The 26,982-nt window shown below is 53.3% G+C and carries 23 protein-coding genes; 13 read left to right on the top strand and 10 right to left on the bottom strand.

Features of this window, described 5'->3' with window-relative positions; all coding sequences use genetic code 11:
• Positions 1-51 precede the first annotated feature (51 nt).
• The 6 genes from ACT3R4_RS11685 to ACT3R4_RS11660 all read left to right on the top strand — a co-directional run bounded on the left by ACT3R4_RS11685 (position 52) and on the right by ACT3R4_RS11660 (position 6,769).
• On the top strand, positions 52-1,809 hold the full coding sequence (locus ACT3R4_RS11685; protein WP_441679110.1) for a mechanosensitive ion channel family protein: 1,758 nt from the start codon (positions 52-54) through the stop codon (positions 1,807-1,809).
• 508 nt (positions 1,810-2,317) lie between these two features.
• The gene (locus ACT3R4_RS11680) at positions 2,318-3,313 is read left to right on the top strand and encodes a TRAP transporter substrate-binding protein (RefSeq protein WP_441679109.1); all 996 of its coding nucleotides are present in this window, start codon (positions 2,318-2,320) and stop codon (positions 3,311-3,313) included.
• Positions 3,314-3,374: 61 nt separating this feature from the next.
• Positions 3,375-3,875 (top strand): TRAP transporter small permease, encoded by a 501-nt coding sequence (locus tag ACT3R4_RS11675; protein ID WP_441679108.1) that lies wholly within the window; start codon positions 3,375-3,377, stop codon positions 3,873-3,875.
• The gene (locus ACT3R4_RS11670; protein WP_087108151.1) at positions 3,868-5,148 is read left to right on the top strand and encodes a TRAP transporter large permease; all 1,281 of its coding nucleotides are present in this window, start codon (positions 3,868-3,870) and stop codon (positions 5,146-5,148) included. The genes ACT3R4_RS11675 and ACT3R4_RS11670 overlap by 8 nt, the downstream gene beginning before the upstream one ends.
• Before the next feature lie 35 nt (positions 5,149-5,183).
• Positions 5,184-5,873, top strand: a complete 690-nt coding sequence (locus ACT3R4_RS11665; RefSeq protein ID WP_441679107.1) for a FadR/GntR family transcriptional regulator — start codon at positions 5,184-5,186, stop codon at positions 5,871-5,873.
• A complete protein-coding gene (locus tag ACT3R4_RS11660; protein ID WP_441679106.1) occupies positions 5,873-6,769 on the top strand; it encodes an amidohydrolase family protein in 897 nt (298 codons plus the stop codon). Before ACT3R4_RS11665 ends, ACT3R4_RS11660 begins: the two co-directional genes overlap by 1 nt.
• A gap of 187 nt (positions 6,770-6,956) precedes the next feature.
• On the opposite strand, the gene ACT3R4_RS11655 is transcribed toward ACT3R4_RS11660, so the two are convergent.
• Entirely contained in the window at positions 6,957-7,556 is a 600-nt protein-coding gene (locus tag ACT3R4_RS11655) for a nitroreductase family protein (RefSeq protein WP_192526628.1), read from the bottom strand.
• A 226-nt stretch (positions 7,557-7,782) separates the two neighbouring features.
• Positions 7,783-11,265, bottom strand: coding sequence for an acyl-[ACP]--phospholipid O-acyltransferase (locus ACT3R4_RS11650; RefSeq protein ID WP_441679105.1), 3,483 nt, complete (start codon positions 11,263-11,265; stop codon positions 7,783-7,785).
• A gap of 140 nt (positions 11,266-11,405) precedes the next feature.
• Between ACT3R4_RS11650 and ACT3R4_RS11645 the strand changes: the two genes are divergently transcribed.
• On the top strand, positions 11,406-12,152 hold the full coding sequence (locus ACT3R4_RS11645) for a helix-turn-helix domain-containing protein (protein WP_441679104.1): 747 nt from the start codon (positions 11,406-11,408) through the stop codon (positions 12,150-12,152).
• Here the strand turns inward: ACT3R4_RS11645 and ACT3R4_RS11640 are convergent.
• Positions 12,149-12,616: a LysR substrate-binding domain-containing protein gene (locus ACT3R4_RS11640; protein ID WP_441679126.1), complete on the bottom strand. Its 468-nt coding sequence runs from the start codon at positions 12,614-12,616 to the stop codon at positions 12,149-12,151. The two genes, ACT3R4_RS11645 and ACT3R4_RS11640, sit on opposite strands and share 4 nt — an antisense overlap.
• A 15-nt stretch (positions 12,617-12,631) precedes the next feature.
• A complete protein-coding gene (locus ACT3R4_RS11635; RefSeq protein ID WP_441679103.1) occupies positions 12,632-13,096 on the bottom strand; it encodes a LysR family transcriptional regulator in 465 nt (154 codons plus the stop codon).
• Positions 13,097-13,193: 97 nt separating this feature from the next.
• On the opposite strand from ACT3R4_RS11635, the gene ACT3R4_RS11630 reads away from it, so the two are divergent.
• Complete coding sequence (locus ACT3R4_RS11630) at positions 13,194-14,129, top strand: DMT family transporter (protein ID WP_192526632.1); 936 nt, start codon at positions 13,194-13,196, stop codon at positions 14,127-14,129.
• Between the two features lie 37 nt (positions 14,130-14,166).
• A complete protein-coding gene (locus ACT3R4_RS11625; protein ID WP_441679102.1) occupies positions 14,167-15,051 on the top strand; it encodes a putative RNA methyltransferase in 885 nt (294 codons plus the stop codon).
• A gap of 127 nt (positions 15,052-15,178) precedes the next feature.
• On the opposite strand, the gene ACT3R4_RS11620 is transcribed toward ACT3R4_RS11625, so the two are convergent.
• Both ACT3R4_RS11620 and ACT3R4_RS11615 read right to left on the bottom strand, forming a co-directional pair.
• Positions 15,179-15,385 carry a cold-shock protein gene (locus ACT3R4_RS11620; RefSeq protein WP_018917934.1) on the bottom strand — a complete coding sequence of 69 codons (207 nt, stop codon included), beginning with the start codon at positions 15,383-15,385 and terminating at the stop codon, positions 15,179-15,181.
• Between the two features lie 271 nt (positions 15,386-15,656).
• Positions 15,657-16,820, bottom strand: coding sequence for an MFS transporter (locus ACT3R4_RS11615; protein ID WP_441679101.1), 1,164 nt, complete (start codon positions 16,818-16,820; stop codon positions 15,657-15,659).
• Positions 16,821-16,956: 136 nt separating this feature from the next.
• Between ACT3R4_RS11615 and ACT3R4_RS11610 the strand changes: the two genes are divergently transcribed.
• From ACT3R4_RS11610 to ACT3R4_RS11600, 3 genes are all read left to right on the top strand, one after another.
• A complete protein-coding gene (locus tag ACT3R4_RS11610; RefSeq protein WP_441679100.1) occupies positions 16,957-17,844 on the top strand; it encodes a helix-turn-helix transcriptional regulator in 888 nt (295 codons plus the stop codon).
• A 230-nt stretch (positions 17,845-18,074) separates the two neighbouring features.
• Positions 18,075-19,337 carry a dicarboxylate/amino acid:cation symporter gene (locus ACT3R4_RS11605; protein WP_441679099.1) on the top strand — a complete coding sequence of 421 codons (1,263 nt, stop codon included), beginning with the start codon at positions 18,075-18,077 and terminating at the stop codon, positions 19,335-19,337.
• Positions 19,338-19,371: 34 nt separating this feature from the next.
• A complete protein-coding gene (locus ACT3R4_RS11600) occupies positions 19,372-19,845 on the top strand; it encodes a nucleoside deaminase (protein ID WP_087108178.1) in 474 nt (157 codons plus the stop codon).
• Positions 19,846-19,913: 68 nt separating this feature from the next.
• On the opposite strand, the gene ACT3R4_RS11595 is transcribed toward ACT3R4_RS11600, so the two are convergent.
• Positions 19,914-19,976 (bottom strand): hypothetical protein, encoded by a 63-nt coding sequence (locus ACT3R4_RS11595; protein ID WP_441679125.1) that lies wholly within the window; start codon positions 19,974-19,976, stop codon positions 19,914-19,916.
• A gap of 225 nt (positions 19,977-20,201) precedes the next feature.
• Here ACT3R4_RS11595 and ACT3R4_RS11590 point away from each other — a divergent pair, with 225 nt between their 5' ends.
• On the top strand, positions 20,202-22,250 hold the full coding sequence (locus tag ACT3R4_RS11590) for a TonB-dependent receptor family protein (RefSeq protein ID WP_441679098.1): 2,049 nt from the start codon (positions 20,202-20,204) through the stop codon (positions 22,248-22,250).
• Between the two features lie 122 nt (positions 22,251-22,372).
• On the opposite strand, the gene ACT3R4_RS11585 is transcribed toward ACT3R4_RS11590, so the two are convergent.
• The 3 genes from ACT3R4_RS11585 to ACT3R4_RS11575 form a co-directional block, all read right to left on the bottom strand.
• On the bottom strand, positions 22,373-24,892 hold the full coding sequence (locus ACT3R4_RS11585; RefSeq protein ID WP_441679097.1) for a glucose/quinate/shikimate family membrane-bound PQQ-dependent dehydrogenase: 2,520 nt from the start codon (positions 24,890-24,892) through the stop codon (positions 22,373-22,375).
• Positions 24,893-25,129: 237 nt separating this feature from the next.
• Positions 25,130-26,134 (bottom strand): NADP-dependent oxidoreductase, encoded by a 1,005-nt coding sequence (locus tag ACT3R4_RS11580; protein ID WP_441679096.1) that lies wholly within the window; start codon positions 26,132-26,134, stop codon positions 25,130-25,132.
• A gap of 264 nt (positions 26,135-26,398) precedes the next feature.
• The gene (locus tag ACT3R4_RS11575) at positions 26,399-26,722 is read right to left on the bottom strand and encodes a septal ring lytic transglycosylase RlpA family protein (protein ID WP_406565430.1); all 324 of its coding nucleotides are present in this window, start codon (positions 26,720-26,722) and stop codon (positions 26,399-26,401) included.
• Between the last annotated feature and the right edge of the window lie 260 nt (positions 26,723-26,982).

Here is a 26,982-nt window from a genome sequence, read left to right as displayed (position 1 = left end):
TATTTCTGGATGTTAGTGCAGACCTTTTGACTCCCAAAGAATATGGCGCTTATGAAAGCACATGGCACGTGGCCTACATGGATCGTACTGGTAATTGCATTCGCGTTTTCCAGCCTCGGTGCAGCGCAGACTCAGGATGAAGAGAGCGAAGAAGCTACACAGTGGTTTACAGCGGATGAGCTGAATGAAGGGCTGGGCGACGTACCTGACGAGATTAATCGCATGTCGCCGCGTGAAGCGATTCGGAGTTTTCTTGAGCTGACTGAGGAGGAGGACTACAAGGGAGCCGCCCATCTGCTCAATCTTTCCGAACTGTCGCCAGAAGAGCAGCAGGAGCGTGGGCATGTGCTGGCTAGGCAGTTAGCCGAGGTATTCCGGCGCGGCGAGTGGCTGAGTGCCTCGAACCTTTCAGGCCGCCAGGATGCCGTTATCGAAGACACCACGGGTGAAAACCCGCTCGCTGGTGATCCGCGACGGGATATCGAGTTGGCCTCACTACAAGCCGATGGTGAAGCCTACGACATTCGCCTAGGGCGATACCGAGTAGAAGACGAAGACCCCATCTGGCTAATCATGCCGGGAAGCGTTGCCTCAATCCCTTTACTCTACGATGAGTATGGCCCCTCCATGGTTGAGGAGTATATACCCGACCGATTTAAAACCACGTTCGGCTTTCTAATGGTATGGGAGTGGATTGCCGTTCCCGCCTTTCTTCTATTAATTGTACTGATGGGCTGGGGCATCTACACCTTTGTGGGCCTGATGGCCCGATGGCTACCTTCTGGCGCGATCAGTATTTTTGCCGCGCGTATCAAGGGGCCGATGTCGCTCATCGCCATGTCGCTTGTCACGCAGATGCTGCTTGAGTATGTCGTCTCTTTCTCTGCAGTGGCAATGACCACATTCCGTGTTCTGCTGATTACTGTTATGGCGTGGGGAGTCGGCACGATTGCGCTGCGTTTGTTGGACACAATCATGCTGCGCATGGCCCGGCGGCTAGTGGGGGAAATCGACGACACCAAACCAAAGGATGAACGTAGGCTTCTCACCACGCTCTATGCGGTACGCCGGGCCGTGATACTGGTGATGGTGTCGGCAGTGACCATCTACGTGCTAAGCCAGATCCAGCTCTTTGAGACGCTTGGCCTTTCATTGTTGGCCTCGGCCAGTGTGTTGGCGGTCTTGGTCGGTATCGCCGGGCAGACCGTGCTGGGCAATATTCTTTCGTCGCTGCAGCTCTCGCTTGCCAAACCGATTCGTATCGGTGATTTGGTAATCTTTGAAGACGAGTGGTGCTATGTGGAAGGTATTTTCTATACCTTTATTCGGCTGCGTGTGTGGGATGACCGGCGAATCGTTGTTCCGGTAACGTACTTTGTCTCCAGGCCTTTCCAGAACCTGTCGGTCAAAAGCGCGAAGATGTACCGCAGTATGGAGCTGATTCTGCATCTAAGTACCGATATTGCTTTATTGCGCAAAAAGTTTCTAGAGTATGCCAAGATGGAAGATAGTGTCATCGAGCATCATAAACTTCTGTGCTACGCGACGGGGCAAACAGCGACAACGTTGGTGATTACCTGCTACTTTGTGGCTTCTGATCCCATGTCGGGCTGGACCGCTGAAATGAATATTCGGGAAAAGCTGCTGACCTTTATACGTGAAGAGCATCCCGATTGGTGGCCCAGGGACGTTATGGTGATTAGCCATCAGGATATTGCCCGTGCAGAAGGCACCAAGCCTCATAAAACCATTATGGGGACGAGCAGTGAAAAAAACGCTTCAGACTCTGAGCCGCGTAAGGAAGTGTAACCTTTGTGAAGTAGCGCACGCAGGGGTCACAAGGTTATCCCATACGAGCTGATAGCAGATTCTGGGGGGCTTCAGGCACGTTAGCCTAAGCACTCAACCCTTCGATTTTATTTTCTTTCACTTATGGCGCGACACCCTGATAGCAAAACATCGAGCTATGGGGCGTTCGCGCTTGGTTACCGTGCGCGTATAACAAATGTTCTCCGTTGCTTCTAAGTGCTTGCCCACACAATGACCTTTCACGCACACCCAAAAACCTCAGCAAGCAGTTTTTCAGAAAATGACCAGTACCCGCGTTAAATACATATTCTCAATAAGTGTGTAATACGTTAATGCAATTATGCTTTAGGCTAATACCCAATGATAGGGCGTACTTGTAAGGTGCGCATGTCTAATAAATGCCTGTATTGCTAATTATTCGAAGAATTCATTAGACAAAAAATACAGGCTTATAATGATTTTAATCATACGGTTTTTTGCTTTATACACGTCATAAGGGAACACCAAGATGTTTAGCACCAGGCTCTCAATGTTAACCGGCGCTATGCTGGTCGGATTAGTTACCGTTTCAGCTCAGGTGCAGGCAGCGACCACCCTGCGCTTGGGATGGACCACAGCGGATAGTGAAGTTGATCCTTACGCGATTGCCGCACGCTATTTTGCTGAAGAGTTAGAAAACGCCGCGCCAGGCGAGTTTGATGTTAGGTTTTTCCCGAATCACCAACTGGGTGACGATACGGAAATGCTACAGGGTATGCAGCTAGGTATTCTGGACGCAGCGGTTATCACTGGAACTCAAATCAGCACCATCGATTCCAGTTTTCAGCTCAATGATTTGCCCTTCCTCTATGCCAACAGTGAGCAAGCTCACGAGATTCTTGATGGTGAGATTGGGCAAGAGCTTATGCAGCGTCTCGAACCGCAGGGAATTATTGGTTTAGGATTTGCTGAGGCTGGTTTTCGCCATACGATTAACAACGAGCGCGCAATAACATCACCTGAAGATTTCAGCGGCATTAAACTGCGCGTACAGCCGAGCGATCTTTACATAGAGAGCTTCCGTGTCCTGGGGGCGAACCCTCTTCCCTTGGCTTGGAGTGAGTCATTCACTGCGGTACAGCAAGGCACCGTAGATGGCTTGGAAATTCCCTTGGCGGTGATTTTTGCCAATAAATATCCTGAGGTAACAGATTATCTTTCTCTGACAAGCCATACCTACAATGCGTTGGGGCTGCTGATTTCAAAGCAAGCCATGGACGGCCTGTCTGCTGATATGCAGAACGTTGTTCGTGAGGCTGCCGCCAAGGCGATTGAGCGTCAGCGCGAGACGATTGCGGCCAATAACGAAGAGATCCTTGTTCAGATCGCAGAGCAGGGTATGGAAATTAACGAGATCGAAAACGTTGAGGCTTTCCGTGAAAGAGTCGCACCTGTCTATGAAGAGTACCGCGGCAAAATCGGTGCCGATCTTGTTGATCGTACCCTTCAGCTCGTAACTGAATAAATCGCTGAATAAATCCCTCGCCCGGCCTAAGGCCGGGCAGTTTTGACGCCAGGTAGCCATCATGTACCGTTATATTGATGCGTTCAGTCAAAGGCTAGCTACGCTTAGCCAGTATGTAGGCGCCTTTTCCGCTGCGGTGATGGTTCTCACCCTTTTGTTAGGTGTTTTTTATCGATATGTGCTGCAAGACTCGCTGTCCTGGTCAGATGAGATAGCGCTGCTGGCGGCCTCTTGGACCACCTTTCTTTTTTCTAGTGCCTTGGTACGTCGGTTTGAGCATGTCCGCGTGACGCTTTTTCTGTCGCTACTGCCTGATGCACTATCGGGCTTATTCGAGCGTATCAACGTTCTTCTTGTACTGATATTCGGTATTGCCATGGTTTGGACGGGTTATGGCTTTATGGAATTTACGATCAACCAGGTCTCTCCTGCCATTCGTTATCCCCTCTGGGTAAAGAACGCTGCATTGCCGGTTGGGGGCGCCCTCATCTGCGTCCACGCTATCGCCTTGCTGTTTAGGCCAGGCTCGCTCAATGCCTTAAGGGAACAAGATAATGGATGACACAGGCCTCGTTCTTATATTCGGTCTCTTCGGCCTTTTATTCCTGGGTACTCCCATTGCTTTCGCGCTTGGCCTGCTGGCCTTGGTCGGCATTTGGATGGCTGATCTCAATCTTTTGATTGCGGCACAGCGCTTTATGGCCGGCAGTAGCTCAACCAGCCTGCTGGCGATTCCTGGGTTTATACTTGCAGGCGCGCTAATGGGCGCTGGAGGGTTGTCACGACGCCTCGTCAAAGTAGCCTCTACCTTTATAGGTCACTTCCCCGGCGGCCTTTCGATGTCAACCGTCGGTGCGGGTACATTCTTTGGTGCTATTTCTGGTTCTGCCCCTGCTACGACAGCGGCTATTGGCTCCATTATGATTGATGAGCTTGAGTCGCGTGGCTATAAGCGTGGGTATGCCGCTGCACTATCAACGGCGGTAGGGCCTCTTGGCCAAATGATCCCTCCCTCTATTCCTATGGTGATATGGGGCGTGCTGTCAGAACAATCGATCTCCAAACTCTTCCTGGCAGGCGTTGTTCCGGGGCTTCTTGCTGCCGCAGGTTTTTGTGTCATCAGTTATTTCTATGCCAAGCGACAGGGGATTGTTAGCGACCCCCGGGCGTCCGGTGCTGAGATTCTTTCAGCGCTGCGGGAAGGCTTATGGGCGCTGCTTGCTCCGGTTGTCATTCTGGGCGGTATCTATGGAGGTATCTTTACACCGACAGAAGCGGCGATGGTCGGTGCGCTCTATAGTGCTGTGATAGGGCTTTTCGTTTATCGCGACCTACATTGGCGCCAACTGCCGGGCTTGTTAATCAGCGCGATGCGCACAACGGCCGTGATCATGTTTATTATTGTGACGGCCTATGGTTTTGCTTGGGTCATCGCGAGTGAAGAGTTGCCTACTAAAATCACCGAGCTGATTCTAGGGGTCACTACCAACCCTCTCTTGCTATTGCTGTTTATCAATCTACTTTTGCTGTTGCTTGGTGCCGTAATGGACAATATTTCAGCCATGGTGATTATGAGTGGCGTACTTATTGGCATCGGCGCACAAATCGGTCTCGACCCCATTCAGTTGGGCGCTATGGTAGTGATCAATTTTGCTGTAGGCATGGTTACCCCTCCGCTGGGTTACTCCATTTTCGTGGCTTCCTCCATTAGCGGAATGAGTATCGAGCGGATCGCAACACACCTGTTGCCGTTCCTGGGAGTACTTCTGCTGGTGATAGGGCTCATTGCCTATGTTCCCGCCGTTACGCTATGGCTGCCGAGTGTGCTTGGATGATATCCGGCTCACAGCCGCCTATACGTGGTCGACGCTTGTCATCTGAAGCAGCGGCTACGCTAGAGCGCGAAATTCGCGAAGGGATTTATCTTCCCAACGCGAAGCTGCCCACTGAAGCGAGCTTGATGGAGCGCTTTGGTATGAGCCGAGCCGTCATTCGTGAAGCGATTGCCGAGTTAAGGCAAACCAACCTGGTTTATACGCAACAGGGTAGCGGTACGTTTATAGCCGCTATTTTGCCCGAAAGGTCTGCATTTGCACTGAATGTGAATGAGATTGATCAACGCGAACTGCGATTTATTTACGAGATGCGTAGAGAAATCGAAGCAGGGGCGGCTGCGCAGGCCGCCACTCACGCTACTCAAAACCAGCGCGATGAGATTGCGTTGGCGCTTGAGCGGCTTGCTATCAGCCTGGAGCGTAAAGTGGACGGCGAAAAATACGATCTCGCCTTGCATCAAGCCATTGCTGCCGCCACAGGCAATCATTTCTTCTGCGATTTTATAGACTTCTTTTATAACCGTATGTCCATGGCTATCAGTACCGCACGTCGACATACGGCCCGTGACGCCAAGCTTGAACAGATCGTTCAGGTCGAGCATCAGAATATCGTTGATGGAATCCTGAATGCTGAGCCAGAAGAGGCGCGGGCGGCCATGCGGCTACACCTGACCAATGCTTCGCGTCGTCTTGGCTTGCTTTCCACTGAGTCGAAGGGATCCTAATGTTAGTACCTGATATTTTAGTACCTGATATACCCGCTCCCCACCCCAATCCCCGAGCACCCAAGCGCAAGCTTCCAAAGGGGGCCTGTGATTGTCATGCTCATTTATTTGGCCCGGCTACGCAGTACCCTTATCAGCCGGATCGTAGCTACACACCGCCTGATGCAAGTTTTGACAGCTACCAGCACATGCTGTCGGTGATGGGGTTTGACCGTGCTGTGTTAGTGCAGCCCAGCGTGTATGGAACCGACAACCGCCGATTGATTGACGGGCTCCAACACGCTCAAGCTTGCAATCTTGAATGGCGCGGTATTACTGTTTTAAATACCGATACCAGCGATGAAGAGATTGCTCGTCTGCATGAGCTAGGCGTGCGGGGGATTCGCATTAATATGCTTTTCCGAGGCGGCATCGATTTTGACGCGGTTACCGCACTCAGCGAGCGGATTGCGCAGTGGAATTGGCATGTCCAGTGCCTGATTGATGTGTCCAATTTTAACGACCTTGCCCATACCCTGGACCGTTTGCCGGTATCCAAGGTCATTGACCATATGGGGCACATGCCTGTCTCTAAAGGGATTAATGACCCAGGTTTTAAGCATCTGCTTAATCGAATTGAAAAGGGCGACACATGGGTCAAGCTCTCGGGCCCTAACCGTATGACGCTTAAAGCCAGTGCGCCTTATCAGGATGTAGACCCCTTCTTCCATGAGCTAACTCGCCGTAACTCGGATCGGTGTGTGTTCGGTACAGATTGGCCCCATGTGCAGCTGCCAGGGCCTATGCCAAACGATGGCGACCTGGTAGACGAGCTCCTGCGGCTTATAGATGACCCCGCCACGCTCGAGAAGGTACTTGTCCATAACCCTACTAAGCTGTACGACTTTGAAGGTTGATTGTCTGGTAAGTAAGGAGCTATGTAAGGAAGCTTTGCACATAAAAGCGATGCTTTAAAACTGAAGCGCCCCGCAAACCCTTCCACAATGAAGTGTATAAGAGGGCGGGGCACTTGGACACACATTTCGCTGCTATAATGATGGCGCGATTTATATCCGCAAAGGCCTGTTTTTTTTAAGAAAATGCTTAAGCGAAGATGCGGAAGCGTTCTTCGTCATCCATAAATGTCTTCTCGCCTAACGGCGCCTCATGAGAGCCGAAGGGCATTTGCGCACGCAGTTTCCAGGAAGCCGGCAGGTCCCAGGTTTCAAATACGGCGTCGTCGATAATCGGATTATAGTGCTGCAGGCTGGCGCCGATATCGGCCTCGGCAAGGGCGGTCCAAACGGCAAACTGGGCGATGCCCGTGGCGTGTTCTGACCAGGCAGGGAAGTTGTCGGCGTAAAGTGGAAACTTCTCCTGCAATCCTTTGACAACGTCCTGATCTTCAAAAAACAGTACGGTACCCGCGCCAGCGGAAAAGCTATTGATCTTTTGCTCGGTCGGCGCAAAGGATTCAGCAGGCACGATGGCACGCAGCGTATCCAGCACCAGTTGCCAGAACTTGTCGTTCTGCTCGTTGAACAGAATGACTGCGCGCGAGCTTTGGGAATTGAAGGCAGTGGGGGCCTGTTTCACCGCTTCCTTGATCAGGGAAGTGGCGTCGGTTTGACCGATGGAAATGTTTTTACCAATAGCGTATTGACTACGACGTTGCTTGTAAATATTGATGGCTGGGTTGGACATAAAGCATTCCTCTTTTAGTGGGTAGGAGCCTTTACGAAGCAGTAATTTCATAGGACTATTAGCTTAACTTAATACACATTTATTCTGGATGCTATAAGTAAAAATTATCGGCTCGGATAAAAAAGCGCTTCTTCACACCCGTAATTAAGCCTTTGAAACCAGGCAGTTCTTTTAGACACTGCCTGGTTTCTACAGCGCTAATGGGAGCCCATTATTCACGGTTGGGCTACTGTAGCGAGGGCTGCTCGCTTTCGGTTAGTTGTTCCTGCGCCAAGCGTTTGGCACCGGCGATATCAGGCTTCCCGGAACCTAGTTGTGGTAATTGATTAACGGTGAACCAGTGGCTGGGAATCATTAGCGATGAGATACCCTGGCCGCGCAGGGCCGTTCTGACAGCCTGTGCATCCAGCGGGGTTTCCGAGAGCAAGACAATACGCTCGCCTTTATGAGCATCCGGTATGTTGACCGCCATGATGGCGGTATCGGGGTCGGCAAGCGTGGCTTTAACAGCCTGCTCCACCGCGCCGAGGCCAATCATCTCACCGCCAATTTTAGCGAAGCGTGAGTAGCGATCAACAATGGTCAGAAAACCATCTTCATCCAGATAACCCTTGTCTCCGGTGATATACCAGCGCTGGTCGTTGAGATTGCACACTACCTTGGCGGTACGTTCAGCATCGTTCAGGTACCCCTGCATGACCTGCGGTCCGCTAATCAAAATCATGCCTGCTTCGTCAGTGGAAAGTTCTTCAAAACTCTCTGGGTCAACAATTTTGAAACTCGTGCCGGGTAGCGGCATGCCGACGGTGCCTATCTTGGCTCCTCGCTGCACTTGCAGGTAGTTCACATCCAGCGTATCGGGAAGATTAACCGCCGCTACCGGCGAGGTTTCGGTTGCGCCGTATCCTTCATAAATCAGCTTATGAAATTTAAGCTGGAACGCGCTGCGTACGCTGTCGTCGACCTTTTCCGCCCCGGCTACTACCACTCTGATGCTATCCAGCATGAGCGGATGAACATTGGAGCTGCGAGTGAACAAGCGCAGAAACGTCGACGTGCCACACATAATGGTTGCCCGGTGCTTGGCAACCGCTTTTGCAATACCCGCCGCATCGGTCGGGTCGGGGTGGCACACCAGGGGCAGGCCCTCAATTAACGGTAAGAACTGAGTAACCGTGAGGCCGAACGCATGAAACAGCGGAAGCGAGCCCATCATGACGTCGTTATGCTCGGTATTCAGCGCGTCGGATGTTTGCTTAACGTTCGCCATTAGGTTGCGGTGGCTTAACATCACGCCTTTTGGCTGTCCTTCGCTACCGCTGGAAAACAGGATGGCGGCGGTGGCCTCGGCATCATGTGCTCGGCAGTAGCAGAGGCGCAGCAGCCAGGTCGGCAGCAAGCGGACGCTAAGCCATGTGCCTAAGCGTTCAGCCCGGCCCATGGAGGCTTGTAGTGTTTCCAGGTAAACAACGTTTTGGTTGGCAAGTAACGCCGATACATCAAGCCCACGGGCGTTAAGTTTTTCCACGAAACGCGTAGACGTGAGAACGGTATCTATCCCCGCTTGCGAAAGGGCCGAAGCCAACGCATCGCCGCTGGCGGTGTAGTTAAGGTTGACCACCGTTTTTCCCGCCAGCAGTGTTGCCATATTGGCGAGTACACCCGCGCTACTGGTAGGCAGTAACAAGCCGATGTTCTGCGCTTTGCTCTGTTTACGGATGCGCTTGGCCATCAGAATACTCGCCGTGAGGGCTTTAGCGGCACTCAATGGGCGGCTGATCGTGTCCGTGAGCGCCAGCTTTCCTGGGCGGCGTTTTACGCTGCGTATCCAGGCATCCGGCAGGGTGTGCAGGTTCTCCATCGAGAGCTGCCAAGAGCGGGTAGCCTGCTCAAAGATGCGTCGCTTGAGTACATCGGCTGGGGTCTCTTTTGGCAGCGCTTGGCCAAAGACCACAACGATAGAGCGGTGTAGCGGTGCATGGCGTAGCTCTTTAAGCTTGCTGGAAGAGTGCGAGAACTGGCTGCCCCATAGCCCACGTAGATAAAACGGAACGATTTTTACGTCGGGATTGGCCATTTTGCAGGCCCGCTCATAGCCTCGGCGAAATTCGCCCAGCTGCCCGGTGCGGCTGATAGCGCCTTCCGGAAACAGGCAGACCACTTCACCTGCGTTGAGCAATTCGGCAACGCTATTAAGTGCCCGCTCGGCGGCAGCGCCGCGCTCAATGGGGATACAGCCCAGTGCTTTAAAAAACCAGCGCAAATACCAGCGCTGATAAATGCTTTTCAGCATCACAAAACGCACCGGCCGAGGGCTTGTGATCTGCACCATGGCCCAATCAATCCAGCTGATATGGTTGCCCAGTAACAGCACGCCGCCTTGGGCAGGCAAGTTTTCCAAACCGTAAACATCAACGCGATAGCGGCGGGTCAGCAGAAAGCCCAGTAAAAAACGCACCAGACTTTGGGGCAGTTTTATAATGGTGTAGCCACCCCCTATCATCGCTACGCTAGCGATCACAAGTAATAAATAGTGGCTATCCACGCCCGCCAAAGCAAACAGCGCCGTGAGCGCCAAAAAGCCCAGCATGGCGATATTTTGAATCCAGTTATTGGCTGCCAACACCGTGCCCAGCTCGTTATCCGCAGCGTGGAACTGGATCAGGGCGTTGAGCGGCACAATAAACAGCCCGCCCATTAAACCGATAAACACAAAGTTCAGCGCTTGGCTGAGTGGCGTTGTGAGTAGCGGTAAGCACCATAAACCAACGGCAACGCCCAGAGCGCCCACCGGAATTAAGCCGGTTTCAATACGGTTGCGCGAAAGACGACTGGCCAGCACCGAACCCAGCGCAATACCGATGCCGCTAGCGGCGAGAATGCCTTGCAGCACCAACGTGTTATCAATGCTGAGCGCGGATTTGGCGTAGGCAGGAAAGGCGGCTAACAGCACTTGGCCAACAGACCAGAAGGTGGCAAGGCCGATAATCGACAGTCTTAACACGGGCTGGCGTGCAACGATGCGCAGATTATCTTTAAGCGCGCTGCCTTTTATATAGCGCTTCCAGGTCAGCGGTGTGCTGGGCGGCTGTGGGGTATCCAGCGGCAGACGATAAAGTGCCACCACCTGAATGATGCTATTGAGCACTAATAGCCAGCCTAGCGGAGCAATTTGGCGCAGCAACTGCTCAGGGGGTTGGTTGGCCAAGGGGGTCCATGCTTCAAAGAAGGCAGTAAACACCACCGTGCCCGCTAAAATGGCACCAATGGTAACGGCCTGGACGATACCGTTCGCTTCGGCCAAGCGGGGTTTCCCAAACAGCGTTTTGACCATGCCGTATTTGGCAGGCGAGTAAAAGGCTGACTGTATCGCCAGCAGAAGCGTCATCGCAAAAGCCAGCCAAAACCAGCCTTGATAATAAGCCGCCGTAATGCCTAGTGATACCACGACCGCTGCCCACGCCGAAACGCGTAGGATACGTACTTTGGGATAGGTATCAGCCGCGTGACCTGATGGGCTAAACAGTGCAATGAACGGGAGCAGGATTAACCCGTTCACCAGCGCTGTAAGCACTATTTGGGTGGTGCCATCGTAGCTTTTGAAGATCGAATTCTGAATCACGATCTTGTGCCCTAAGTCGAGAAAAGCATTAAGAAAGATAGCGATGAAGTAGGGCCATGCGCCCTTCATCTGTAGCACTCTTTGCATGTTCACTAAGCCTTATAAACCCCTTTAGATGGTAGCAATCTGTCCAAGTCAGGCCTTGGGTGCAACCTTGTTAGACCAGGTTGTGTTATATGTGCTTTAAAGTATCATTATTTGCTACGTTGAGGTGTCTGGAGGCGCTTATGTCCCAAGTGGGGTGTTTAATTGATACGTTGAAGCGCCAGCTTCGTGCTCAGGGTAAAACCTATGCCGATGTGGCTCAGTGGCTGGGCCTAAGCGAGGCGTCCGTTAAGCGTTTGTTTGCTGAAAAGCACTTTACCCTGGCGCGGCTTGAGTGCATCTGTGATCAACTCAATATCGAATTTGCCGAGCTGGTACAAGCCATGCAGGCAGAAGAGCTACGGCCCCAGCAATTGACCCAGGCTCAGGAGCAGAGCATCGTTGATGATCGTGAGCTATTTCTGGTCGCTGTCTGTGTTGTTAATGGCTATAGCTTTGACGAAATTCATCATCAGTATCAGTTAAGCGAGACGGAGTGTACACGTCAACTGCTTAAGCTTGAGCGGCTAAAGCTTATTGAGTTGCTACCTGGTAATCGTATTCGCCGCCGCGTAGCTGCCAATTTCCGCTGGCGCTCTGGCGGCCCTATCCAGCAGTTCTTCCAAACGTATATTGCGAATGAATTTTTTCGCTCACGCTTTGATGGCGAAAGCGAGCAACTGCTGGTCCTCAATGGTCTGTTGTCCCGAGCAGGCAATGACGAGTGGCAGCAGATAATGCAGCGCTTGGCCAAGGAGTTTCACGCCCTGTGCGAAAGAGAAAGTAGTTTGCCTCTGCATAAGCGCTTTGGTACCACGTCAGTATTAGCGGTACGCCAATGGAAATATGCGTTGTTTCAAGACTATACGCGACAGTTGGATAATTCTTAATGATGTGGGGATGTATGTTGAAATGTCTCCGCCTCTTGGGTTATCCATTCGCTAAAGTGTGTGACCGCTTCGGGTGCGCCTCCGCTCGCCGGTAGAATAAGATCGTAAGCAAAGCGTGATACGAGCGCGTACTTCTCTTTAAAGGGGCGGACTAACACACCACTCGCCAGCCGGTCGGCAATTAAGGGGTAGCTTGCCAGTACTACGCCTTGGCCAGCAATGGCTTGGTCTAGCGCCAAACTATAAAGCGAGTATTGCATGGGGGTGGGTAAGTGGTGGTTTTTTACACCGACGCTATTAAACCATTCGCTCCAGCTCGGTACAGGACTGAAGGCCGGAGTATGCCGATGCCATTCAACCGAAAGCAGCGGTTGTGCCAGCAAGTCCTCTGGCACCCTAATTTTATTTTTGAAAAGCAGCGCAGGCGAGCACACAGGAAATAGCACGTCTTCGAATAATCTAATGCTATTGACGCCTTGTCACGGACCTTGGCCATAACGCAGTGATAGCTTGGCACGGTTAGGCAACCACAGTGGTGGCGTTAAATTCGCATCGGCATCAAGCGATATATTGATGCCACGTTCACGTGCTTCGAATCGATGAAGTCGCGGTAGTAGCCAAAGCTGTAAAAAAGAAGGTGGCGCGCTAATAATCAGCTCAAAAGCTTCGCTAGAGCGCTGTGTGATATGTTCCACCCCACTTGCAATAAGTGATAACCCCGCCTGCACATCGTCGAGCAGCATTTTACCCGCCTCGGTGATTAACACGCCATTGGCGTGTCGCTCGAAAAGAGTGACGCCCAACCTTGCCTCTAGCTGTTTGACTTGGCGACTAACGGCACCAGGAGTAACGCTGAGCCGAGTGGCGGCTTTTTTGAAGCTGTTTTCACGAGCAGCCTCAGAGAAAGCACGCAGTGCATTAAGCGGTAGTCTTTCAATTTTCATAGCGTGAGTTTTACTAAGCCTAGGTCGGATAAGTAATCGTTTGTAGAGAGTTTCCTCTGCTGATGCAATAGCCGCCTTATTGCATAGCGAGGTCTACATGCGCAATCTTGAGCCAGATATAGCAACAAAGGTTTACCACAAGGACGTCGTTTTTGAGCGAAAACCCCTAGGGCGAAGAGCGGCATCGTTAATGCTTCTCTTCTGTCTGATATTAGGGTTTCAGCAGGTTGCTATAAAAGGGGTGGCTGAGGAAATATCGCCACTGTCTCAAATTGCTTTACGCTCTTTGCTTGCCGCTATGCTGGTAATACCTTGCGCGCTCTGGCAAGGCATTGGTTGGCGAGATGTGCGCGCGCATTGGCGGCCGGGGTTACTCGTTGGCTTAGGTTTCACGAGTGAGTTTGTCTTTTTGGCTTGGGGGCTTCATTACACGCTGGCTTCTCACATGTCTATTTTTCTCTATACGGCGCCTATTTTTGCGGCGTTAGGACTGCATTTAATGGTTCCGGGGGAGCAGTTGGCTCAACGCCAGTGGTGGGGTATTGGCTTGGCTTTTACAGGAATGGCCATTGCGATAGCACCCGGTCAAGCGGGCAGTATGGATACGGAAATACTGATCGGTGACATGATGGGAATAGTGGCGGGGTTATCTTGGGCAGCGACGACGGTGGTGATACGCAGAAGCTCGCTTTCCGAGCAGCCCGCTGAACTCACATTGAGCTATCAACTAAGTGTAACGGCACTGCTGCTATTGCCAGCTGCGTTAATATCGGGGCAGTTAATGAGCGCTCAGTTTACCTCAACGGTCATTTTAAGCCTTGGTTTTCAATCAATTATCGTTTCCTTTGGCGCTTTACTACTGTGGTTTTCGTTATTGCGGAGCTATCGTGCCTCGCAGTTAGGCGTGTTCTCTTTTTTAGCACCGCTTTTTGGTCTGCTTTTTGGTACCCTACTGCTCAACGAGCCTTTGAGCTTTAACTTTTTAATCGGTGGTGTGGCTATCATGCTCGGTATCGTGGTGGTAGTGCGCTAACTACTGACTCATCCTTCGCTGAAAAAAAACTCATTTTATGTTATCGAACGCGTTTAAAGCGCTGGCCTGCCCGCTTGACGGCGGCCCGCTCACTCAAGCGGAAGGCGTATGGCGCTGCACGGTTGGGCACAGTTTTGATATTGCCAAACAGGGTTATGTAAACCTGCTGCCTGTTCAGAACAAGCGTTCAAACGACCCCGGTGACAGTAAGGCCATGGTGGCTGCACGGCAGCGTTTTTTGAATGCCGGGTATTACCAGCCTGTTGCCGAAGCTGTTCGTCACGCTGCCTTGAACGATGCCTCGGAAAACGAATGGCTTAGCTGCCTGGATGCGGGGTGTGGTGAAGGCTACTACTTGCGTCAATTGGCTAGCACTGCGCTGCAAATACCGCTTGCTTTGATCGGCCTGGACATTTCCAAATGGGCGGTTATGGCGGCGGCCAAGCAGAGTCGTCAACAAGAGCAGGATCATCAGCCAGGACAGGGCCGTCGGCATTCAGCCACATGGGTAGTGGGCAGTAATGCCAATTTGCCCGTGCAGTCGGCCACGCTGGATAGGCTGCTCTGCATGTTCGGCTTTCCCGTGATGAGCGAGTTTGCCAGAGCGCTTAAACCGGGAGGCTTGTTGCTGCAAGTAGAGGCAGGATCAAATCACCTGCGCGAATTGCGTGAGATTATTTATCCAACGCTTAAACCCGAGCGCAATGCAGAGCCCGCTGTGCCAGAAGGGTTTAGCCTGCAGGCAACTGACACGATCCGCTATCCGCTGACACTGAATGACAAAGATAGCATTGCGGATCTTTTGGCCATGACGCCGCATCTTTACCGAGCAAGTGCAGAGGGCCGTGAAAGGGCAGCAGCACTTGAAACGCTAACCGTGAGCGTTGATGTGCGGCTTATTACGTGGATTAAAAATACATAGAAGCGAGAAACGGATAGGTCGTGGGTGCGGCTTGTCTTGTTTTGCCAGGCCCAAACGCAACAAGGCCCGCCGAAGCGGGCCTTGTCAGTCAGACCCTAAGGTCTGAACAAACACTTAATAATAAATATTAAGAAGTTTGCTTGATGTTAGAAGCCTGAAGGCCTTTTTTACCCTGGGTAACGTCAAAAGAAACGCTAGCGCCTTCTTGAAGGGTTTTGAAGCCGTCAGACTGAATTTCGGAGAAGTGTGCAAACAGGTCGTCGCTGCCGTCAGAAGGAGCGATGAAACCGAAGCCTTTAGTGTCGTTGAACCATTTAACTGTGCCAGTTGCCATGATTAAATCCTTTCGCGCATAAGCGCCGTAATAAAATTCCTGGTATTACCCAGATTGAAGTAGCGGGTGAAACAAGGAATACAATATCAGGCTGCCGAAAGAATCGTACGCTTCTGAAACCATGCTGCTTGCTAACCAACTGGCGCTACATTGCCATGTTTCGCGGCACGTGTCAAAGGGTTTTTGTATTTATTCTCTAATCCCAAGGCAATATTTCACTCCTGCGCGCAACAGGTCATGTCGCGATTGCTAAGTGCTTAATATTAACTGTTTAGTGACTGCGCTTGCGCATGGTGAGCTGTAATAACGCACCGCTTGCAGCAAGCGCACCGGCACTTAACGCAAGCGTCCAAAGCGGAAAGGCACTGGCAAGCATAAGCCCGCCTACCGCCGCCCCAATCGCGCTACCCAGGTAAAGCGCTGACTCGTTCAGGGCCACGGCGAGATTGCCATCGCCATGCGGTTTGCGAACGTGCATTAGTGCGTTATTTTGCGGCACCTGTAACGCCCAGCCGACGGCTCCCCATAGGGCGATAGGTACAAGCGCGAGCCATGGATGCAGAGCTGCAGCAATTGGCAGGCTTATCAGCGAAACGGCCAAGACCAGCATAATAGCCAGTACAACGCTGGAGCCTTGGCTTTTATCCACAATCGGGCCAATTAAAAAGCTGCCCAAAATCCCGCCAACGCCCCAAACCCATAGATAAAGTGCCATAGAGGGAGAGCTGCCAGACGTCGATGCTGCTATAAGCGGTGAAATAAAGGTGTACATACCAAGGCTTGCTACGGCAGCTAACAGCGAGACAGCTAGAATGGTCATGGTCGCGGGGTGCTTCAAAATGACCAATTTGCGCCGCAACGATATAGAAGGCGCTGCGGGAATATTGGGGAGCTTGTAGTACAGGCCTGCCAGGGAAATTGCGCCGAGCAGTGCAATCAGCCACATGGCCGAGGCCCAGCCCAACTGTCCGGCGAGCAATAGACTAAGCGGCACGCCCAGTACGGTGCCGCTCGCCATCCCGCCCATAATCATCGCGATGGCGTTGCCGCGCTGCGTTTCAGGTACGAGTGCCGCCGAGGCTGCAATCCCTAGCGCCAGATAAACCCCTGCTCCCACGCCAGCGAGTGCTCTCCAGGCCATCAGCATGACAAAACTTGTGGTCAGCGCGCTTGCCACATTTGCAATAACGAACATCGCCAATGCGATGATTAACCCTGTGCGCTGCTGATGACCTGGCAGGAGCGCGACCACGATGGGGGAAACCAGGCCATACGCCAGTGTAAACGCCGTTACCAGTTGTGCCGCCATGGCATCTGATACTAAAAAAGCATGAGTAATCAGGGGAATAAGGCCTGCTGTGACATAAGACGCCATCCCCAAAGAAAAGGCGCCCAAGGCAATTAAGTAAATCGATAGTCGAGAAGAAAGTGCCATTAGGCTCTCCAGTCAGGCTCATACATTACTTGGCAGCCGTATCTTGCAGACGGCTCCAAGCGGTGAGGGCGCTATTCTGGAGAGGCTTTAAAGGGGGTACAATTTAACTATTTATACTATTACTAAAGGCAGCAAGATGGCGGCAGTACGTTCGTTAAACCGCACCCGCACCGAGCTTGGGGAATTCCTGCGTAGCCGACGCGAGCAGGTAACACCTGAAGAGGTTGGCTTGCCCGTGGGTAAGCGGCGGCGCACGCCTGGCTTACGCCGCGAGGAAGTCGCGGCACTCGCCGGGGTTGGGTTGACCTGGTACACGTGGCTGGAGCAAGGGCGCGATATTCGCGCCTCAGCGGATTTTCTCGACCGCCTTGCGCGTACGCTCAAGTTTGATGCCACCGAGCGGCGCCATCTGTTTTTGCTGGCGCACCAACGCCTTCCCGCTGAGCCGGGAAAAACGTGGTGCATAGTGCCGCCCTTGATACATCGTCTGATGAACGATTTACCTACTCGGCCTGCCTACGTGTTGAATTTGCGCTGGGATGTGCTGGCCTGGAACCACGCGGGTGATCGTCTGTTTGGCTTCTCTAAACACCCACCGGAGCAGCGCAATCTTCTGTGGCTACTGTTTGCCGATGCAGCCACACGCGGGCTTTTCGACCCTTGGGAAGAGCAGGCCCGCCAAATGCTCGCCAGTTTTAAACGCGATGTGGCCCGCGCGCCTGAAGACCCGGCGATCAATGCGTTGATCAAAATGCTGATCCACGTGGATAAAGATTTTAAAACGTGGTGGGCAGGACAGGATATCCACGGGCCTTGCCACGGCGTTCGGCACTTTCACTTCGCGCCGTTAGGGGCGCTCGATTTTGAGCATACCTCGTTGTTGGTTGACGAAGACCGCCACCTGCGGCTGGTCTATTACGTTATTAAAGACGGCGCCACTGAAAACGACGTTGCTAACCATGGCATGGGTAACGAAGAGGCGTTTAATCGCTGGCTTCTGGACGCACACACGCCAGCATCATAATGAGTGGTTCTAGGCTTTTTCCAATAGACAGCGGCTGGACGTTCACTTAAAAGATAATAGTGATCTATTCGTAAATGGTTAAAGAACGCGTTCCCTGTGCACGTCAGGCGTTGCTTGAATGGGTTTCGAAGGCCGGATGGCATATAAACGTTGTATTTTAGCCCCGGCTCCGTAGGGTGACGTTTTCTGCTGGCGGGCTCTAATAAGCTTTCTGGGTAAAGGTGACTAACATGGCGGCGCTTTTGAAAGGGTATATGCGCTCTTCGTTGATTCTACGTGTCACGATCGCATTGTTGCTGGGGGTAGTGGTGGGGTTGCTGGGTGGTGAAAGCGTTGCCACTTGGCTGGGGCCGGTCGGCGATCTACTGCTGCGTCTGCTGACGTTTCTAATTGTACCCATTGTACTGTTTACGCTGATGGTCGGGGTCAACCAGTCAACGGTAGGTGGCGTCGGCCGCGTTGGTCAAAAGGTGCTGCTGTATTACCTGGCCTCTTCCGCGTTTGCAATTGTGGTGGGACTATCGGTTGCCTCACTACTTAATCCAGGCAGTGGCATGACGCTGGATGACAGTGCGAGTTTCTCTGTGCCGGAGAATCCGGGGCTCGTTGATGTACTGCTTAATATCGTACCGAACAACATTGTTGGCGCGTTGGCTGACCAGAACCTGCTCGGCATCATTTTTACCGCGTTGGTGTTCGGTGTCGCTTTGATGAAGGTGCGCCAAAGCGAAACGCACGGCAAAAGCGCCGAGCGGTTGTATGAAATGATCGAAGGCTTGAATGCTGTGACGCTGAAGGTGATGTCGGGCGTGCTGCATGTCGTACCGATTGGGGTGTTCGCTATCGTGGCGGAAACTGTCAGCCAGCAGGGGTTTGAAACGTTGCTGTCATTGGGTGACATGGTGATCGTGCTTTACATTGCCCTGGCCGTTCAACTGGCGATTTACTGTGTCATCATGCGGCTTTTTGGCGTGAAACTGCGCCGCTTTTTTCGGGAGGCGCGTACGCCGATGGCCACGGCGTTTGCCACGCAAAGTAGCGCGGGTGTGCTGCCACTGACCATGGATGCCGCCCGCCGTATGGGCATCGCGCAAGGTGTGTATGGGTTTAGCCTGCCGCTGGGAGCGACCATGAACATGGATGGCGCGGCGATCCGGATCGCTATTTCCGCTGTGTTTGCTGCCAATGTGATCGGCGCACCGCTGGATCTTGCCAGCATGGCGCAGATTGTAGTGATCGGTACGCTGATTTCAGTTGGCACTGCGGGCGTACCTGGGGCGGGTATCATCATGATTGCCACCGTGTTTGCACAGGTAGGGCTGCCTATCGAAACCGTCGTACTGTTAACCGCTATTGATGCGTTGGTAGGAATGGGCGCTACCGCCCTGAATATAACCGGCGATTTAGTGGGCACGGCAGTGATCGCCAAAAGTGAAGAAGGCAAACAGAAAGACGTGCCTTTAGACGATATCTCTTCCACAGTGAAAGAGTAACGAGCAAGGCCATTAATCGACAGGAGACGACGGGATGAATGACCAGGAACTCACTTACTTGACCCGTGCCATTGAGCTGGCTGAAGAAGCTCTTGATGCGGGTGATGAACCCTTTGGCAGCGTGCTGGTAAGTGCACAAGGAGATATTCTTGCCGAGGACCGTAACCGAATTGTCAGCGGTGACGTGACGCAGCATCCCGAGTTCACGCTGGCACGTTGGGCAGCACAGCACATGACGCCAGAGGCGCGCGCCAAGGCAACGGTGTATACCACAGGCGAGCACTGCGCCATGTGCGCAGCCGCGCATGGGTGGGCAGGGCTTGGTCGGATCGTTTATATCAGTTCATCTGAACAGTTAGGGCGTTGGCTAGATGACCTGGGCGTCGCCCCACCGGCGGTAGCCTCCTTCCCTATTCAGCACATTGTGCCAGGACTTGAAGTAGCAGGCCCGTTAGCGGGGTGGGATGAAAAGGTCCATGCGCTGCACCAACGGCGCCATGCCGTTTAGCTAGCAGCAACAAAAGAGCCGCCCAGGCATTCGTCCAGGCGGCTTCAGGGTTTATCTATGTTGTACAATCAGTGCTCTAAAATCACATAAAACGCATGAATGATGTCGGGGATAAAGTCAAGCAGCGTCAGGATGGTGTTTAGCCAAAAATAGCCTTTTAGGCCAACCTTTAAAATACACCGAACGGCGGTAGGATGATGGCAACAATCATCTTGATCGGATCCGTTGCTGTCAACGCCACAACGCCTCCTTTACTTATATGAAGTGTCATCTGCGGCGTTATTTCTATCTTTAATTAACGTTTTTTCAACACCCTTAACTATCACTTTTTATCAGAAAAACGGGGAAGGGAATCCATGTATAAGTTACTACCGCCATCACTACTACTTGCAAGCTGCGCTGTTTCTGGCCCGCTTTGGGCACAAGCCGAGCCGGTATCTACCCAAGCGCTGCCCACCGTTGAAGTGAGTGCACCCCGTTTAGCACGTGAGCTTTATGCCACACCGGCTGCGGTTTCAATTCTGGATCGAGACGCCATTGCTCAGGGCCAGCAGCGTGTGCGGCTGGATGAATCGCTGGTACGCGTGCCGGGGGTGTTTGTCCAAAACCGGGATAATTTTGCCCAGGGCCAGCGTATCGCAATACGTGGCTTTGGTGCGCGTGCGCCGTTTGGCGTGCGCGGTATTACGGTGATGGTTGATGGCATTCCTTATACCTTGCCCGATGGCCAAGCGCAGTTGGACGCCATTGATCTGGACAGTGCCGAGCGCATTGAGGTGATTCGTGGGCCTTCCTCGGTACTTTATGGCAATGCCGCCGGTGGGGTGATTGATGTGACGACCGCTGACGGGCGTGATAATCCAGGTACACGGCTGCGAGTAGGGGTAGGCAGTGATGGGTATCGCAAAGCTGCCCTGCAAACCGGTGGCGCCCAAGGGGAGTGGTCACACCACGTCAGTTTTTCAGCCTTAAATATGGACGGTTATCGCGATCAGAGCTCTACTGAAAAGTACTTGTTGAATGCCAAGCTACGCCGGGAACTGGGTAGCGAGCGTGCGTTAACGGCGATTGTCAACCTGCTGGAAAACCCGCGCTCGGAAGATCCCGGTGCACTCAATGCTGGCGAAGTGGCTAGCGGGCGCCATCAGGCGGCACCCAATGCATTGGCGCTTGATTCACACCAAAAAGTCGACCAGCAGCTAGTCGGTTTGCAGTATGAAGATCTGGCCGCAGGCCCGGGTGAACTCTACCTTAAAGGGTTTATTGCGCGACGCGATTTTGAGCAGCAGTTGCCCTACGTGGGCGACAGCCGATTAGGGTATAAGCGTGATTACATGGGCGCCAGCGCTGAATACCATCATGATATTACTCTGGGCGAGCTACCGCTGAGCTATGTCGCGGGGGTTGATGTCGCGCGCCAGAGTGATGATCGCTTCCGCAATGATGTGAACGCCCAGGGGGCGGTAGGTGATCAAGTGGCGGATGAAACCCAAAAGGCCACGTCGGCGGGTGTTTTTGCTCAGGGCGATTTGGATATCACCGAGCAGGTAACGCTGTCGTTAGGCGCGCGGTTTGACCGTGTGGATTTAGATGTGGGTGACCAGTATTTTGACGATGGCGATCAAAGCGGTGAGCGTACCTTTAATGAGTGGAGCGGCTCTGCCGGGCTTAGCTACCGCTATCGTCCTCAGCATCAGGTGTATATCAATACCGGGACGGCCTTTGAAACGCCTACATTCGCTGAATTTGCTAACCCGGCAGGCGGCGGCTTTAATCCATCCATTGAGCCGCAAAAGGCCTGGAACCGTGAAGTGGGTATGCGCGGGTATATTGAGCCGCTAGCGATGGATTACGACGTTGCCTTGTTCTCGGTACGTGTGCGTGATGAGCTAGTGCCTTATGACGAGGGCGGGCGTACCTTCTATCAAAATGCGGGCGATACCAATCGGGACGGCCTGGAAGTAGCGCTGGGCTGGCAGCTTGCCGATCAGTGGCGGTTAGACAGTGCGTTGACGCTGGCGCGCTATGAGTTCGATCGGTTTTCCACGCCTGATGAGCGCTTTGATGGCAAGCGTATTCCCGGCTTGCCGGAGCAAACCTGGGTCAACCAGCTTACCTGGGAGAGCTCAGCGCACCGCTTTGCCACGCTTGAAACGCAATACACCGGCGATATGGTCGCTGATAACGCTAATGAAACGGATATAGATAGCTATTGGCTGGTGAACCTTCGCGTGGGGGATGGTTGGCAACTGGGAAGCGACTCACGTTTAAACGCTTATGTGGGCGTGCGTAACCTGCTTGATCAAGAGCACTATGCCAACGTTCGCTTGAACGGCACCTATGGTCGTTACTATGAACCGGCACCGGGGCGCAGCGTTTACGGTGGGGTGGAAATGCGCTTCTAAGCCCGAGGTTTCAAGCCTTCGGCTTTAATCGGCGAAGGCTTCGGTAATGGCCACTACACTGTAATGACAGCGGGCAGCCCAAGGGCTGCCCGCTGTGTTATGACGAGACGATGAGTAAACGCTTATTCAGGTAGTGCGTACCCGATAACGTAATCGCCCATTTTAGTTCCGAAGGTGCCGTGACCACCCGCCGTTACCACCACGTATTGACGGCCATCGGCGCCGGTATAAGTCATGGGGGTGGCCTGGCCACCGGCGGGCAAGCGTGCTTTAAAGAGCTCTTCGCCCGTGGTGATGTCGTAACCACGCAGGTACTGGTCCAGCGTGCCCGACATAAAGACAACGCCGCTGGCGGTGGAGAGCGGGCCGCCTAGTGCCGGAACACCCACCGGCAAACCAATCGGCAAATCAAAGGGCATGCTGTCACGCGTAGTGCCGTTGCGGTGCTTCCACACGACCTCGGCATTTTGCAGATCGATACCCGCTACATCGCCCCAGGGCGGTGCCTGGCAGGGCAAATCAAATATCGACAGCAGCGGCCCTAGTTCAACGGCGTACGGGGCTCCTGCGTTTGGCTGTAGCCCTTGTTCGCTGGCAGACCCCTGGCCTTCTTCAACCTCATCACGAGGAATCAAGCGCGAGATAAATGCCAAGTACTTGGCCCCGGTGAAGAGCGCCTGGCGCTCAGGGTCAACCGCAACGCCGCCCCAGTTCATCACCCCGACGTTACCCGGGTAGATGATGCTGCCTTCAAGCGAGGGAGGCGTGTACTGGCCTTCATAGCGCAGTGAGTTGAATTGAATACGACACATCATTTGATCAAACGGTGATGCACCCCACATGTCGCGCTCGGTTAGCGGTGGGGGTAGCAGATTGAGTGCCGAACGCGGCTGAGTTTCTGCTGTCCAGTCGCCTTCAATGGCGCCTTGGGGCGCAGGGGTTTCTTCAATCGGCACGATCGCTTCGCCGGTTTCCCGGTTAAGCACGTAAAGGCTGCCCTGCTTTGTTGGCTGGATCACCGCGGGTTGAACGCCGTCACTGGTCGCCAAATCAATCAGTACGGGTTGAGCGGGCATATCCATATCCCACAGGTCGTGATGAACGAACTGATAGACCCAAGCAACCTGGCCGGTTTCGAGTTCAAGCGCCACCAAGCCTGCGCTGTAGATTTCATCGTTTTCGGTACGGTCCGCGCCATACTGGTCGGGCGTTGCATTGCCCATTGGCAGGTACACCAGCCCCAGCGTTTCATCAACGCTAATGGGCGCCCATACGTTGGGCGAGTTGCGCGTGTAGGTTTCGTTATCGGCAAGCGGTTCTGTTTCTTCCGGGTTGCCGCTATCCCAGTTCCATACCAGCTCGCCAGTGCGCACATCAAAGGCGCGGATAACGCCTGACGGCTCATCGGTTGAGCTGTTATCCGTCACGTGGCCGCCCAGGATGACCAGGTTCTCGGTCACGGTGGCGGGGGAGGTGGAGTAGTAGCCGCCAGGGTTGAAGTCGCCGATGTTGCGGGTTAGATCAACTTCGCCGTTTACCCCAAACCCTTCACACGGCTCACCGGTGTCGGCATTCAGGGCGATCAGGCGGGCATCGGCGGTGGGCAGGTAAAGACGGCGCGGGCACATCACATCGGTTTGGCTAATAATTGCCGAGGGCGCATTGTCAGCATCACCTGCAGCGGTTTCTGTCAAACCACTAAGAATAGCAACGTCGATATCAAAGGCGCTGGCATCCGCAAAGAGTTCAGACGCCTGAACGCCTGCTTCGCTCGTATCATCTGTACCGTTGTCTGCGTAGTTGGCAGCATCATAGTACGCAAGGCCTCGGCAGGTCATGTGCGCCCAGCCCGAGAAGTCATCGGCGCCTTGGGTGCTGATTTGCGGGTCAAACGCCCACAGGGTTTCGCCGGTTTCGGGAGAAAGCGCCATAGCGCGGCTGTGAGAGGTACAGATATACAGACTGTCGTTAACTTTTAACGGCGTATTCTGGTTGGTAATTTCGGGAGGGGCGTCGGGGCCCGCCTGGTCACCGGTCTGAATACGCCATACTTCTTCCAGTTGACCAATATTCTCAGGGGTGATTTGACTTAACGACGAGTAGTGCGTACCCGCGTTGGTGCCGCCATAGGCAGGCCAGTCGTCGCCGGCCACTTGGGCAGGGTTGATGCTCTCACTACCCGACGTGCTGTTATTGGCAAGCGTGCCATCAATGGTCGTGGGATCATCAAACTGACTGGCGATAGCCACCACTATAGCGGCTGCAATGCTGGCGGTCAGCGCGAGACTGCCGCCTCGCGAACGAAGCAGCTTTCGCCACCAGGGAAGCAGCATAATGATGCCGATGAGCGCAAGGACGGCGACGCGGGGAACCAACTGCCACCAATCCAGGCCAACTTCCCACAGTGCCCAAAGCAGCGTCGCTATTAAAATTAGCGCATAAAGCCAAAGGGCAGCGCCCCTGCGCATAGCGAGTAAAATACCGGTGGCGGTAATGCCAATGCCAACTATCAAATAGTAGGCACTGCCGCCGAGGCTAATGAGTTTGCCGCCGCCTACCGCTAACGCCAGGCCTGCAACAATCAGTAAGAGGCCTAGCAGTAAGGCAGGCCATTTCCCGCGTGCTCGCGTATTTTCATCCATGAGTGTTCCCCCTGTTTATTACGATTGACAGCTTATTACGTTTGATAGCTGTTGATGGCTAGGCTTGGTACCGGCTCCGACGGGGTTTACCCATCAAACAGGTGACTGAGCTGCGCCGAAAGTATCAGTAATGGATGTGAACTGATCAAACGGCGTTGGATAGCGCATAAAAAAGCCACGCTATAAAGATAGCGTGGCCATGGTGTGTTGCTACTATTTATTCATTCTAACACGGTGTTAGCGCTCTAGTGCCACTAGCATCTTGCCAGTATTACCACCTTTGAACAGCTCCAAAAACGCCTCCGGTGTGCCCTCCAGGCCCTCTTTAACCGTTTCCTTGTAATCAATTTTACCCGCCGTTACCTGGGGAGCCACTTCCTTGAGGAACTCAGGGTAGTGATCCCAATGGTCTGCCACAATAAATCCTTGCATCTTCGCTTTGCGTACCACCATTTGAGACAGATTGCTGGGGCCTGGCGTGGGTTTTTCGGCGTTATAACTTCCGATCATGCCGCAGACCGCAATACGAGCGCCTTCATTTAGCTGGCTTAATGCGGCTTCCAGGCAAATGCCTCCCACATTTTCAAAATAAACGTCAATGCCTTCGGGGCTGGCCAGCTGTATCGCATCGCTTAACTCGTGAGCGCTGCGGTCGCGGTAGCTAACGGGCTCAACACCCAACGACTCAAGCCACGCAAGCTTATGCGCTGCACCTGCAATACCGACCACGTGACAACCCTTGGCCTTGGCAAGTTGCACCACTAGTGAGCCCACCGCACCGCTGGCAGCACTGACCAGCACATTGTCGCCAGGGCGGCACTCGGCAATGCGGTTAAGGCCGGCCCAGGCCGTCATGCCCGGCATGCCCAATACCCCAAGATACGCCTGCTCGGGTACATCAGCGTTGGGTAATGGGTAAACGCCTGCTGAAGAGAGCTGAGCGATATCGCGCCAGCCACCCATATGGCTAACAATATCGCCCTCTTTTAAGCGTTCATCGCTGGAGGCAATCACTTCGCCTATTGCGCCACCTTCCATCGGCTGACCCAGCCTGAACGGTGCGACATACGTATGTTGCCCGCTCATACGGCCGCGCATGTAGGGGTCTACCGAGAGCCAGCGGTTGCGAATACGCACTTCACCTGGGCTGAGATCAGGAAGTGATTGGGAGTCCAGGGTGAACAGTTCACGTTCGGGTAAGCCGTTGGGGTAATCGGTGAGGGTAAAGAAATGAGACTTCATGCATACCTCCAGTCACGTGAAAGCGTATTAATGTACTTGAAACAGATGTACTTGATTGAAGCATAGAGATCATTACCTTGCGCGCAAGTTCGTTTTTTTTGAAGTCATGTATGCGGTAAGCCAAGCATCTAAAACACCAGGCAAGAACAGGAGACAAAAAAACAGGGCGCTCAAATGAGCGCCCTGTAGGATTCAGCGAATAACAGAAGTGATGTGTCGTTGAGCGGCTAAGGGGTACCACACACTTAGGGGGTGTGCTATCCGTTAATCCAGCAACGTTACCATAACCGGGGCTACTCCCTGGTTCAGCATGCCCAGTGTGCGTGCTGCTCGCTTGGATAGATCAATAATCCGCCCTTTTACAAAGGGGCCGCGGTCATTGATCAGCACTTCTACTTCTTGCCCTGTATCAGGACGGGTTACCAGCACTTTCGTCCCAAACGGTAAGCTAGGATGAGCAGCGGTGAGTGCCTGCTGGTCAAACGCTTCTCCGCTGGCAGTGAGCGCGCCTTGAAAGCGGTCACTATAGTAGGAAGCAACGCCTTCCTGTGTATCTGTGTCGTTGGCAAACGCGCTATTTGCTGTCATGGCGATAAGCAGGACAGCTAAACAACTCGTTCGAAATAGTCGTGTAGGGGCTCCCATTGGAGTACCTCAGTTATTCGTGTCGGTCGAGAGTCTCGCAAGCATCAATGAGGTGCCGGATAGGCGAAGGGATGGTAACGCGCTCTTTCAGAGTCAGCAAGCTTTAAGACGTTCGGTGCAATTGACCCCAAAGTTGCGTGTTTTTTGATGTTCCCGTTATGGCCTTGCATTTCAGGGGGTTAACGGGAAGTGTAGGAATATAA

It is taken from the genome of Halomonas sp. AOP7-E1-9, from assembly GCF_052376035.1.
Classification (GTDB): domain Bacteria; phylum Pseudomonadota; class Gammaproteobacteria; order Pseudomonadales; family Halomonadaceae; genus Vreelandella; species Vreelandella citrativorans.
This window is presented reverse-complemented; position numbering and strand designations above follow the sequence as displayed.

Bases quoted from the DNA above. Each gene is read 5' to 3' on its own strand.
- ACT3R4_RS11685 (WP_441679110.1), top strand. From the start codon at position 52: ATGAAAGCACATGGCACGTGGCCTACATGGATCGTACTGGTAATTGCA.
- ACT3R4_RS11680 (WP_441679109.1), top strand. From the start codon at position 2,318: ATGTTTAGCACCAGGCTCTCAATGTTAACCGGCGCTATGCTGGTCGGA.
- ACT3R4_RS11675 (WP_441679108.1), top strand. From the start codon at position 3,375: ATGTACCGTTATATTGATGCGTTCAGTCAAAGGCTAGCTACGCTTAGC.
- ACT3R4_RS11670 (WP_087108151.1), top strand. From the start codon at position 3,868: ATGGATGACACAGGCCTCGTTCTTATATTCGGTCTCTTCGGCCTTTTA.
- ACT3R4_RS11660 (WP_441679106.1), top strand. From the start codon at position 5,873: ATGTTAGTACCTGATATTTTAGTACCTGATATACCCGCTCCCCACCCC.
- ACT3R4_RS11655 (WP_192526628.1), bottom strand. From the start codon at position 7,556: ATGTCCAACCCAGCCATCAATATTTACAAGCAACGTCGTAGTCAATAC.
- ACT3R4_RS11650 (WP_441679105.1), bottom strand. From the start codon at position 11,265: ATGCAAAGAGTGCTACAGATGAAGGGCGCATGGCCCTACTTCATCGCT.
- ACT3R4_RS11645 (WP_441679104.1), top strand. From the start codon at position 11,406: ATGTCCCAAGTGGGGTGTTTAATTGATACGTTGAAGCGCCAGCTTCGT.
- ACT3R4_RS11635 (WP_441679103.1), bottom strand. From the start codon at position 13,096: ATGAAAATTGAAAGACTACCGCTTAATGCACTGCGTGCTTTCTCTGAG.
- ACT3R4_RS11630 (WP_192526632.1), top strand. From the start codon at position 13,194: ATGCGCAATCTTGAGCCAGATATAGCAACAAAGGTTTACCACAAGGAC.
- ACT3R4_RS11625 (WP_441679102.1), top strand. From the start codon at position 14,167: ATGTTATCGAACGCGTTTAAAGCGCTGGCCTGCCCGCTTGACGGCGGC.
- ACT3R4_RS11620 (WP_018917934.1), bottom strand. From the start codon at position 15,385: ATGGCAACTGGCACAGTTAAATGGTTCAACGACACTAAAGGCTTCGGT.
- ACT3R4_RS11615 (WP_441679101.1), bottom strand. From the start codon at position 16,820: ATGGCACTTTCTTCTCGACTATCGATTTACTTAATTGCCTTGGGCGCC.
- ACT3R4_RS11610 (WP_441679100.1), top strand. From the start codon at position 16,957: ATGGCGGCAGTACGTTCGTTAAACCGCACCCGCACCGAGCTTGGGGAA.
- ACT3R4_RS11605 (WP_441679099.1), top strand. From the start codon at position 18,075: ATGGCGGCGCTTTTGAAAGGGTATATGCGCTCTTCGTTGATTCTACGT.
- ACT3R4_RS11600 (WP_087108178.1), top strand. From the start codon at position 19,372: ATGAATGACCAGGAACTCACTTACTTGACCCGTGCCATTGAGCTGGCT.
- ACT3R4_RS11590 (WP_441679098.1), top strand. From the start codon at position 20,202: ATGTATAAGTTACTACCGCCATCACTACTACTTGCAAGCTGCGCTGTT.
- ACT3R4_RS11585 (WP_441679097.1), bottom strand. From the start codon at position 24,892: ATGGATGAAAATACGCGAGCACGCGGGAAATGGCCTGCCTTACTGCTA.
- ACT3R4_RS11580 (WP_441679096.1), bottom strand. From the start codon at position 26,134: ATGAAGTCTCATTTCTTTACCCTCACCGATTACCCCAACGGCTTACCC.
- ACT3R4_RS11575 (WP_406565430.1), bottom strand. From the start codon at position 26,722: ATGACAGCAAATAGCGCGTTTGCCAACGACACAGATACACAGGAAGGC.